The organism is Desulfosporosinus sp. BICA1-9, from assembly GCF_000802135.1.
Window position 1 is genome coordinate 1 of the sequence record NZ_JUEE01000117.1, and the last position, 11,421, is coordinate 11,421.

Annotated in this window: 9 protein-coding genes and 1 pseudogene; 9 read left to right on the forward strand and 1 reads right to left on the reverse strand. The window is 37.4% G+C overall.

Going from position 1 to position 11,421, the window contains the following annotated elements:
• The 9 genes from JL57_RS14465 to JL57_RS14500 all read left to right on the forward strand — a co-directional run.
• Positions 1-996, forward strand: a 996-nt coding sequence (locus JL57_RS14465) for a hypothetical protein (protein WP_034142742.1), incomplete at its 5' end; no start/stop codon positions are given.
• 16 nt (positions 997-1,012) lie between these two features.
• Positions 1,013-1,540: a hypothetical protein gene (locus JL57_RS14470; RefSeq protein WP_034142743.1), complete on the forward strand. Its 528-nt coding sequence runs from the start codon at positions 1,013-1,015 to the stop codon at positions 1,538-1,540.
• 14 nt (positions 1,541-1,554) lie between these two features.
• Positions 1,555-2,667 carry an RNA polymerase sigma factor RpoD/SigA gene (locus JL57_RS14475; protein WP_034142744.1) on the forward strand — a complete coding sequence of 371 codons (1,113 nt, stop codon included), beginning with the start codon at positions 1,555-1,557 and terminating at the stop codon, positions 2,665-2,667.
• A gap of 166 nt (positions 2,668-2,833) precedes the next feature.
• Entirely contained in the window at positions 2,834-3,187 is a 354-nt protein-coding gene (locus tag JL57_RS34485; RefSeq protein ID WP_291300110.1) for a hypothetical protein, read from the forward strand.
• The gene (locus JL57_RS34490; RefSeq protein ID WP_291300111.1) at positions 3,169-3,801 is read left to right on the forward strand and encodes a protein kinase family protein; all 633 of its coding nucleotides are present in this window, start codon (positions 3,169-3,171) and stop codon (positions 3,799-3,801) included. The genes JL57_RS34485 and JL57_RS34490 overlap by 19 nt, the downstream gene beginning before the upstream one ends.
• Positions 3,802-4,533: 732 nt before the next feature.
• Positions 4,534-5,739: an IS110 family transposase gene (locus JL57_RS14485; RefSeq protein WP_034142745.1), complete on the forward strand. Its 1,206-nt coding sequence runs from the start codon at positions 4,534-4,536 to the stop codon at positions 5,737-5,739.
• Between the two features lie 897 nt (positions 5,740-6,636).
• On the forward strand, positions 6,637-7,884 hold the full coding sequence (locus JL57_RS14490) for a hypothetical protein (RefSeq protein ID WP_291300112.1): 1,248 nt from the start codon (positions 6,637-6,639) through the stop codon (positions 7,882-7,884).
• 212 nt (positions 7,885-8,096) lie between these two features.
• Complete coding sequence (locus JL57_RS34495) at positions 8,097-8,855, forward strand: HNH endonuclease (protein WP_291300113.1); 759 nt, start codon at positions 8,097-8,099, stop codon at positions 8,853-8,855.
• A gap of 176 nt (positions 8,856-9,031) precedes the next feature.
• On the forward strand, positions 9,032-9,742 hold the full coding sequence (locus JL57_RS14500; RefSeq protein WP_034142746.1) for an SEC-C domain-containing protein: 711 nt from the start codon (positions 9,032-9,034) through the stop codon (positions 9,740-9,742).
• A gap of 1,192 nt (positions 9,743-10,934) precedes the next feature.
• On the opposite strand, the pseudogene JL57_RS14505 reads toward JL57_RS14500, so the two are convergent.
• Positions 10,935-11,421 (reverse strand): annotated as a pseudogene (locus JL57_RS14505) (hypothetical protein); the annotation flags it as partial.

Below are 11,421 nucleotides of genomic sequence, written 5' to 3' on the forward strand. Positions count from 1 at the left end.
GAAATTAATGCTGATACCATTAACTTTATTTTAGAACACCAAAAGTGTATTTGTGGAACTGAGGTTAAAATTGCAAATGAAGCATACAAAAACCTGGTTAAACTATTCTCTCTTATACCACCTGAATTCATAGGTACGCTCGTTGCTGGCTTTATTAACGATACCGAGCAGAGAGCAAGAATTTCTTCAGATTTATATGAATCATTAGTAAGAGAATATAGCTCGATACGTTCTAGTGATGTTGAGATCGATGAATATGAGGGAGAAATTCATGCCATAGAAAAAATATTATCTAATATGGAGAATACGGCTCAATTTCAGCAAGAACTTGGCCGATTAGAGCAGCATTTAAGAAACTGGAAAAACGAATCTGAAGAACTGCTAGTGGACAAAGGTAGTATTGAAACTTCACGGCAACGAAAGGAGACAGAGCGTTTTGAGCTTACCCTTCGTGATGAAAACAACCGTAAGATAGAGATATATAAGGCTTATGCACAATACATGTATAATGAAGTATCAGCCGAGTATGTAGGTAAGGAAACCACAACGAGAAATGATTTGGAATCCGCAATTAATGATATTTTCAAAGATATCTATAATGGAAGCATCTCGCTTGCTATCGATGAACGATATAACATTCAAGTAACAGTAGATAATTATTCAGGAGAAAATGCGCGAGCTGAGACCTCCACTGCTCAAAGTATTTCTGTAATTTTTGCGTTTATAACAGGTATCATAAAGTTAGCTAGAGCGAGTGGAGAGGAAACAGAGCTTGTTGCCTCTGAACCATATCCCTTGGTAATGGATGCTCCTCTCTCTGCTTTTGATAAGCGTAGAATTAAGGCGGTAAGCGAGACTCTTCCGAGCATAGCTGAGCAGGTGATTATTTTCATTAAAGACACTGATGGTGAATTAGCTGACGAGTATCTAGGACAAAAGGTTGGCAGCCGCTATACTTTCTTAAAAGAAAATGAATTTCTATCGACTATTCAATGAAAGCGAGGATGGATAGATGTTTGATAAAGAGTATTCGTTTCACGCCAGTCATGCAGAAAAGGTCATCGCTTTGACCGCACAGTTTGGTTCAGCAAAAACTAAGTTATTTGCTACTAATCGCGATGTTTATATTATAGCGCCAATTATTGGTTTCCTTTATAATCGAAACACACCTATTGATAAATCAAGTGATAAAACTACTAAAATATTCCATAGCGATTTGATTCGTGAAGAAAAAGTAATGTGGTATAATTATCGACTAATCATGCTTCTTGACACTAAAAGGGAGCCGGATTTAGATAAGCGCATGGATAAAGCGTTTAGATATTACGGAAAACCAGAAGCTGCAAATGATGAGGCATGGTACAATCAATATGCTTTAGGCGGTGTGGATGTTCTATATGAAAAGCTCATTGAGGGGGCTAAAAATAGCGATGACTATCCCGCTAAGCTTGTCGATTTTATGGAAGAGTTTGAGGAACGATACAATTCAAATATACCTGCGAGCGAATTAGTTGATTTATGTATGAAAGCTAGAAGTTAGGATCGATTTATGCTATGGATTCACATACAGCTGTGCAAAAATCAATAGATACTCTGCTGAAATTATCTGCTACAAAAGGATACATCACCTATGATGATATTCTTGAAGTGACGGATAGCTTTATGTTGTCAATGGCTAAAATGACAAAAGTTTCTGAGCATCTGATTTCCTGTGGCTGCATCGTTCGTGAGAACGATAATCATTACATTGATCAAGATTCAGATGATGAACTAATTGTCACAGATCGCAGTAAGCTGGATTATGAACAGATATTTCAAAATGCATGTACATTTGACCCCGGATTAGCAACATATATTGATGCCATCAGGATGATTCCTCCACCTCAGTATAGGGAAGCTGATAATTTGATTATACCAGCACAACATGGGAACGCTTATGCAAAAGAACGCATAATTTTAATGTACTTAAAGGTCGTAATTAAGATCGCGATTTGGGGATCAAATAAGTACAAGCTGCCATTAGCTGACACCATACAGCTTGGAAATATTGGACTAATTTTAGCAGTTGATAAGTATGAACCATCAGCCCATAACAAGTTTTCTACTTATGCGCCATGGTGGATTAGACAAGTTATTTCGCGAGAAGCTGCGGTGCCTAATACAAACCTTTATTTTCCTGCCCATATGAAAGAAAAGCTTTATAGTGCTACTGATATTATTGATAAATATATCTTTGAGCCATATGAACGAAATGAGAATAACGATAACTTAGTCCATGAAATTGCGACAGCACTGGATGTAGAAGAGCATACGGCGGCTCAGTATATTCGATATTTGCAACCAATGCTAAGTATTGAAGAAGAGTTGGACGATGATAATGGGTGCATCTTTTCAGACGACAACCTTCAAATTGACGAATCGGCTATTCAGGTTGACCGAAAGCTATTTGTAAATATCGCAAATGATGTCTTGGATACAATAACCCCTAGGGAGCGAAAAGTGTTGGAACTACGCTATGGATTTACATCAGATGATAATATGACATTAGAACAAGTAGGACAAATTATGGGTGTGACAAGAGAACGGATTCGTCAGATAGAGGCAAAAGCATTGAAAAAATTAGGTCACCCAACGAGGTCAAGACTTTTACGTCCTTTTTATATTTAGTATAAGCACAACGAAAAGCTGGTTCTTCATTGACATCTAATTCAGCATGATTTGAGCATAAGTATGATGTGTTCTGACGCAATCAAAAACCAGAAAAGGAAAATACAAGAAAAATATCTCGGAAGACGGGTAGAATAGATGAACTGACCCAATAAGGAGGGAAGCAGTGAATATCGATAATTACTTGCAAAACAAGCTTGAAGAATACGGAGAAGAAAACGCCAATCGTATGATAGAGCTCTATGGGCAAGTCCCCAATCTTCGATTAAAGAAGATCTTTTCTAAAATACATTTTGAGGTAAACGGGCTCTTAAAATACCTTAACGAAAGATTGCCTCAATATGATTATGGGGCAGACTCAGAATTTATCGGGCATTACACCGCTAATGAGAGCAGACTGCTTATCAACTGGATTGATCAAATTGATGAAATCCAAATTAATCTTAAAAGCACTGAGCTTCAATTTGAAGTGCATCCAAACTATAAAAAGGTGTTGGAACATTGCAATACTTTTTACTAAAATCCGGTGGAAGTCCTATCCCTAAAGGTACAGAGAAAGTAATATTAATTCTCATAGAGCCAATATTTACAATAGGAAATCCAATTAAGATTGTTCGAAAGGATGTTACTTCAACTTTCGCCTTAAAGTTCATCGGTGAAGGCTCATATGCAAAAGTGTTCAAATATAAAGATGAGTTCTATAATCGGCACTTTGTGATTAAGCGGGCTAAAGACGATTTGACACCTAAAGAATATGAGCGGTTTCTGCGAGAATTTGAAGAAATGAAAAAGCTTAACTCTCCTTATATTGTAGATGTCCTTTCGTTTGATGATAAACACCGCCAGTATGTTATTGAATTTATGGACGATACCCTATACGACCATGTAATGGCTAATAATTGCAAGCTGACACCAGCAAATAGAAAAGCGTTGGTTAATCAAATACTTAAGGCGTTTGAGTATATTCATAATAAGGGGCTGTTACATCGAGATATCAGTTTGAAGAATGTGCTTTTGAAAAAATACGAAGATGTCATTGTTGTCAAGGTTTCTGACTTCGGGCTGGTTAAGCTTGAAGAAAGTAATTTGACAAGTAAGCTGACGGAGTTTAAAGGCTCCTTGAATGATCCATGAAATAAACCCTATTTTTAATCTTACTGCTGATGGGTAAGCTGACGGAGTTTAAAGGCTCCTTGAATGATCCTGACTTAGAGATTTTTGGATTTAATAATTATAGAATGAAGCATGAAACATACGCTTTAACCCGGCTCATCTACTTCGTCATAACAGGCAGGACAAAAATAGAACAGTTTGAAACCGATCAACTTAAAAAGTTTGTATTGAAGGGGTTAGATAAGAACTTAGATAATAGATACAATGATGTTCAAGAATTGCGTCTAGCATTTCAGAATATCGGACTGTGATGCATTTGGGATTTTAAAAAAGCTTTAAGAAATTCTGTGAGACATTACAAAATAGTTAGATTGTCTTTAACACAGATGTTAGGGGAATTTTTAAGCATGAAGAATCAGAAATTAAATAATGATGGAATTATGAATCTTTTCCTATAATTCGCTTCAACCTCAGTGATACACTAGAGCTTGAACCTCGTATTGGTACTATATAAGTACGAGTAAACGATCCGATGAACGGATTGGATGCTTGTGCTTATTTACTTATAATAGGGGGAAATGGCCTGGCGTACTTCGCATTGGATTTCGCATCCGTAGGATAATCAGCCAGCCATCCCCTTGTTATGTGCATTCGGTTCAGCAGGTTGAAACCGTTGAGGCTTTCGTGTAACTAACCAATATGAATGGGTAATAAGCGAGGATGGATGCCAACAAACATATTTGGAGGAGTAGTATGATTAGCGTGGGGATTGACGTCTCAAAAGGGAAAAGTACAGTCTGTTTTATGAAGCCATATGGCGAGAAAATTCATAAGCCCTTTGAAGTAAAACACACGGAAAGTGACTTGAAACACCTGGTAGATCGGATCAATAAACTTACGGAGGAAACCCGTGTAGTTATGGAGTCGACCGGAGCCTACCACTATCCGGTACTAACATATCTCAAAGATCGTGGTATATTTGTCGCTGTTATTAATCCGCTGGTAATGAGCAAGTATATTAATGTTGCCATCCGTAAAGGCAAGACGGACAAGCTTGATGCTATTAAGATAGCGAATTTTGGTTTCGATCACTGGTATCATCTCGTAGACTACTCGCCAACGGCGGATGTGTATGATGAGCTAAAAACGCTCAATCGACAATACTTAAGCTATATGTCTATGCGTATCCATACCAAACAAACGCTGACAAATCTCCTGGATCGAACAATGCCGGGGATTAAAACTCTACTTCGAAATCGATCTGATATGCCAGATCAAGATAAATTATGTGACTTTGTAAAGGAATACTGGCACTTCGACAACATCACCTGTAAATCACAGTCTGAATTCATCAACAACTATAACACTTGGGTTAAAAGTAAAGGATACCGAGCCAGCACTGAGAAAGCGAAGAAAATCTACGCCCTTGCACTGGATGGCATCCCTACTCTGTCTTCCAATACACCATCGACCAAAATGCTCGTAGAGGAAGCTGTTAAGGTCCTGCACATGATAGACACGACCCTTGCCAGTATTCTAGCACGGATGAGAGCGTTGGCAAAGTCCTTAATGGAATATGATGTCGTCATGGCTATGCCCGGAGTAGGTGAGATACTTGGCCCAAGGCTTATCGCAGAGATAGGAGATGTACGACGCTTTCATAGTGCTGGAGCCTTGATTGCGTTTGCCGGCCTTGATGCACCACCGTTTCAATCAGGCAACTTCACAGCTACAAAGCGAAGCATATCCAAACGTGGCTCGGCGTCCTTACGTAAAACAGGATATGAAATTATGACGTGCATAAAGATTCATAAGCCGTCTGAAGATGGCGCAGTTTACCAGTATATGCTCAAGAAAGAAACTGAAGGGAAGCATAAAAAGGTTGCCAAAATCGCAGCATTAAATAAATTTCTGCGCATTTACTATGCCAGAGTGAAAGAGTCATACGTGGCAGCATAATCACTTTTATAAGTTCCGGCAAATAGTCGAAACCGGCCAGAAGATACCTTTCGGTCTGGTTGATTTGTTGTACCCATTTTCAGTATCAAATTCGACCCCAAAGCAAGACTTGACATGGGGGCGAGGATGCTACCCTAAATCAGGGGATGGGGCTTACCCAAAAGGAATACATCCTATGAGCCACAGCCCTCGACCCATTCAAGCATCCGATGCAGGGTCCCATGTCAAGTCTTACCCCAGAGTGCTAGTAATTTTGAACTAATTTTTTATAATATTTTCCTAAAATTATAGTTGATTTTTATTAGCAGGATTATCCATAAACCCGACCGGCTGTTTATAGGTAAAGTTTAAGATATTTTACACTCAAAAGATAAGCTCAGCTCGTCAAACATTATGCGTGTCGTAGTTGCTAGATGTCTCCAGAAGAAATAGCTAATCAGGTAGTCGGGATGATCGGGAATGTATAGTTCGTAAAATGACACGTCGTTAGCAGAGGCACCACGTATTCGTAGGATGGTCTTTAGCGAAGGCTATTTTACATTTATCACCTTTCATATTTCAAGTGATAAGAATATACGGATCACTTTTGTTTGTCCTAAATGAAGGAATACTTGTTATTTTGTTGAATTAATATTTATACCGTTGCCAGTAATTCGTAAATTACCTTACTAGTTGATGTTTCAAATCAGATTCACGGATAAGGGAGTATTCCCGACATATGTCGTATACACTCTAAGGATTTGGAAGTCTCTGCGACACCTGTCGGTAATCCAACGTTTAATGGAATTGTAGCAGGAAACGCCGCGCGTCCTGCACGTGTTGAGTAGATTTCTTTGGAGTTTTTCAAGATACACTTATTCGATATTATCTCTAAGAGTATGGGAAGGATTTGTTTAAATGGGTACGAAATGGCCGGTCGCAGATGCTGACTTTTATCGAATTATTGGTAGCAATACTATTGAAGTTCATAATAAAAGTGAACTAAATGAGGAGTTTTATGAGTATGCTTTAATGTTTTATAAATCTGCACACAAACTAACCGAGCACCTTTTCGAAAAGGCTGATATAAGCAAGTTAGATACTTATTTTTTTTCAGTAGCTTATTTATATAGACATAGTATTGAGTTGATTTTAAAAACTATTGGTTTTAAATATATAGTTCATTTAGTAGATAGAAAAGCATTTGTCAAAGATACATTTCACAATTTATCAGATATTTTGAGGACTATTACATGTTTCGTTCAAAGTTTAATAGATAGAGATATGGATGCATATGATTGGCTAATATCATACTTTGATAATATTAATCAAATAGATAAAGCATCAGATTCTTTCAGATACCCGTTTGGGATATTTATTGAAAAAAGAGACAGTATTTTTGATTCGACTAAAAAGTATTCAATAACATCTGTATTTGATAAACAGACGCATATTAATTTATTAGCTTTTGCAAATAAAATGGAAGTTGCATTTGAATTATTAGAATCGCTTTATAAAGAAGAATTTGGTTCATGTACTGATTATAAGGACTATAAACCAATTCTTCTTGAAGAAGGTGGAAGTTATTATGGTCAGAGTGTAGTAGGCTATAGTTATAGTTTAGAGAAATTTTATCCTTATGTTAAAGCATATTCTGAATCTGCGGAGTATTTTCATAAACAAATTTGTGAAAATACTTGTTTAAAAGATGTTTTGTTTATCCCAATGTGTTATTTATATAGAAACGCCATAGAATTATCTTTAAAAGAAATATTATTTGAAGAGTGTTCTTTTACTTCTCAAGAAGCACTTAAACAAATTAGCAATAAAAAGCATAGCCTCCTCGGTTTATGGAATTTGATTAAAGATGAAATTGAAGAACATGCAGATGCTCCAGAAGGGGATACTACTATGCTTAATGTCGAAAAGTATATTATTCAACTTCACAATGTTGATGGAAGTTCAGATAAATTTAGATATCCTACAAATAAGCATCTTGACTTTCATTTCAAGAATAAGAAGAAATTTGATTTCGAAAATGTTAATAAGTTCTTTGGCAATTTGGCATATTTTTTAAGTGCTGTAAATACGATGATGTCTGTACATAATGAATGGAAGGCTGAAATGGAAGCGGAGTATCGATCGGAAATGGATCACTATTATTAATATATTTAGCATAAGATTGGCTTTGCGGGATTTGAGGAGTCGCCGTCCATGGCGACTCCTGAATCTGGGGGTGACCAACATCATTTACAGAGTATTGCCGACACTTTTTAAAGATGAATGTGGTTGGGGCGCGTCGGCAATACTCGGGACGTTAGACCCAAGTGCTGGGCATTTAAAAAGCATGGAAAACATCTGATAGGAGAAAAGTTATTATGACTATTTTACAGAAGACCAGAAAGATACTCTGGGCAAAATCAGGGAATAGATGTGCTTTCTGTAAAACAGAGTTAGTTATGGATGGAAGCATTAAAGAACAAACGGCAGTTGTCGGTGACGAATGTCATATAGTCAGTAAGAGTCGAAATGGACCAAGGGGAAATTATGTTGGAGTGGTAAATCATGATGAGTATGAGAATTTAATACTTTTATGTAAAAATCATCACAAGTTGATAGATGATCAGGCAAACACATACACTGTTGAACGGCTCAAATATATGAAAAGTAGTCATGAAACTTGGGTTCATGAGACATTGCGAATGGCAATTATTAACGATGAGGAACATGATGACTCACAAATATTTTTAGTAAAATTGGATTCTGGACAAGAACTGATGTCTTATTTCAGAGGGGCCCACTTGTATCAGCTTCTGAAACCAGAACTAAATACTCAGGGCGAAGTTAACCTTATAGGAGAACTTTACCAACTGTTAGATTTATACGGTAATATTTTAGACGTTCTGGAACCTGCAGAGATAATTCATGCAGAGTTTAATATGAAAAAATCAATTGAAAACCTAAAAACAAATGGATTTTGGGTATTCGCTGGACGAGTGAAAAGACTCCAAGAAGTTTTAGGTATTATGGATTTATGGGATATCGCAATCATTAGTATTGTAAGAGAAGATGACCCCATTATCATTAAAATCGATCTCGAAAATCTAATATCTAGAGATACCAAAATGAGTATTTAATATATATGAAAGATAGTCTTTGCCGCACTAGCGTCTAAACAGAGGGTTTGCAACATCGGGGAGAATATGAAGGTAGTAACCCGAGTCGCAAACCTTCAGGACGTTCTACGAAATACCATTCATTGGCGCAACATTGTGTTGCACGGTTTGAAAGAGTGGAATTAGGAGAGATATAGATGGATTTAAAGACGGGAAGAAATGATCCATGCTGGTGCGGCAGTGAAAAGAAGTTTAAACGTTGTCACTGGCCAAACCAAGGAACCCAGATTAAGTACGAAAGAGCAAATTTTGGTTCGTTCGGGACTTCAGTCAGGATGCAGAGTATATCTTCTATCCCTAAAAAAGATGTGGATAAAATCTTATCCCTTATTGAGGAACAAAGAAGAGACGGAACTCGACCTTTGCCGTCAAGGTTACTACAGTCAATAGGTGATAACCCAGTACTAGAGGTTAGGAATTTCCTCTTAGATATCTGTGCAAAGTTAGTTGATGAAAACTGGTGTGGGCGTTCCGAAATGTGCATTTATTTTGCAGTATTGCTTAGGCATGGCCTCAATTTTCTTGGTAAACCAGCGGAAGTTCATATTGGTAAAGCAACTTACATCGATCATAATAACCAGGATAACAGGTTTGAATGGGATCATTCCTGGGTAGTTTCCGAAGAACAATTAATCGACGGTAATATTGATTCAATGTTGGAGAATCCGATGGTACCGAACGGAATTGCCCCCGCTCCCTATTGGGGACCAATCGAAACTACTCCTTCTGATAGAAAGTTATACTCCAGTAGAATTCTGGACAGTTCACAGGATGTAATTGAATTGGACGAACAAGAAATCACTATGTGGAAACAACGGCTAGAGGTTGCTCTCAAAGACAAATTTTAACCAGGATAATATTTTGGTGAAAAAAAACTACATATAACTCATAGTTCTCGTAACATAGAATAGATGAGTATTGAGCAATGATGGAAAAGTGTATAAGACCGCCGCATCCGTGCGGCTCTTCATCTGGGGGCGTGGTACTTAGTAGAACAAAATGGTTTGCGACATGACCGGAAATATCAGACGTATTAGTTCAATAAATTCTGCTTTTTCCGGCTCGCTAAACTTCCATTTAGAGAATGGTTTAGGAGAGCATCGAGTTTACAAGACAATAGAAAACCATTCTGATTCCAGCTTCCCTTTTATCCGCTATAGATATTCTGCGATTGAATGGATGAAGCTTTCCAGACAAGATATTCGTTCTATCTGACTCTCCTGTGGCACAAAAAGATTTCATGGGAAAGTCATTTTTTTATGTAAGACTTGACACAGGCTAACGAAAAATATAGAGGTGTATTTTGAAGCTGAAGTATTAATTAATGACTCAACTTTCTCGTTGACATCCATTGATTTATACTATCTCAAATTAAAACTTAATAAAAAGCAAATGGAACCCTGCTTTCTTGTAAAATGGAGTTACTAAGCAACCACTTACAGAAAGGCTAGGTGTTCCGCTTACCTCCTATTTTAGCAGAGCTATTCTCCAAAATCCAGGTTAATTCTAGAGTACAACATTTTTCTAAGAGATTTGATTTAATGACATTCCTAAATCAGGCCAATATCCAAAAGGAAAAGGGGTTATCTCTCGCTAACCTCATTCAATTTCTAATCACATTAGTCTTTACTCATAAGAATTTTTATAGGTTTATGAATGATTCTTGGACTACTTACTCAAGCAGTTCGTCAGGTTTTCTTACCTACGGATGAAATATTAGATTGACTTATTCGAGTATTTATTGATTTATTACCCTTGTCCATGAAAAATCAGTGGGCTACTTCAGCAGCATAACCACTAACTTTTGTCTACTACGAAAGTTGAGTTATTAAGTGAGCTCGAGATTTTAGAGAGAAAACCGTGGTTGGAATACCCCGAGGTCTGGTTGGGCCTGGCTGGGATGATGGTTGTAAAGCCATTATCAAACAGAGAAACTGGGATAATTATCTTAGTATTAAAAACCATTTAGCAGAGACGGAAAAAGAAGTGAAAGAACAGCCAATGCTATCTTTAATCCTAAAATCCCTTGAAAAATTATACCTACACAGACTCATCCACATTAAACGCCTTATAGATCGCCTTTTGATCTTTGGTTAGTGGAAATAGAATTCGAGTCCCATTTATTATTTGTAAGCGAAGTTTCGACAGAGAAATCAGCAACTTCTTCATAGTCATCCTTTTGTATAGTTCTTTTTCCAGCATGACCTTATGGATATGTGCTGCAAGTATTAATGAGATGAAACCGACAAATAGCTTGTTCTGCATGATGTCTTCTCTATGCACTCTTAATCTCCCAAGGTCTAGACTGTTTTTTAAACGGAGGAAGCCCTTTTCAACAACATCCTTTTCCCGGTAAATTCTGATTGATTCTTTGGCATCAGCCACATCATTCGTTATGATGACCAACCAGCCTGCTGTTTCCAATTCCTTATTGATTACATTCTCTTTAATGCTGATGGTGTAACCGGAAGGGGATTTCTCCGAGCTGCGGATGAGGAGGTATTTGCAGTATTCCTCTTCATTCAGG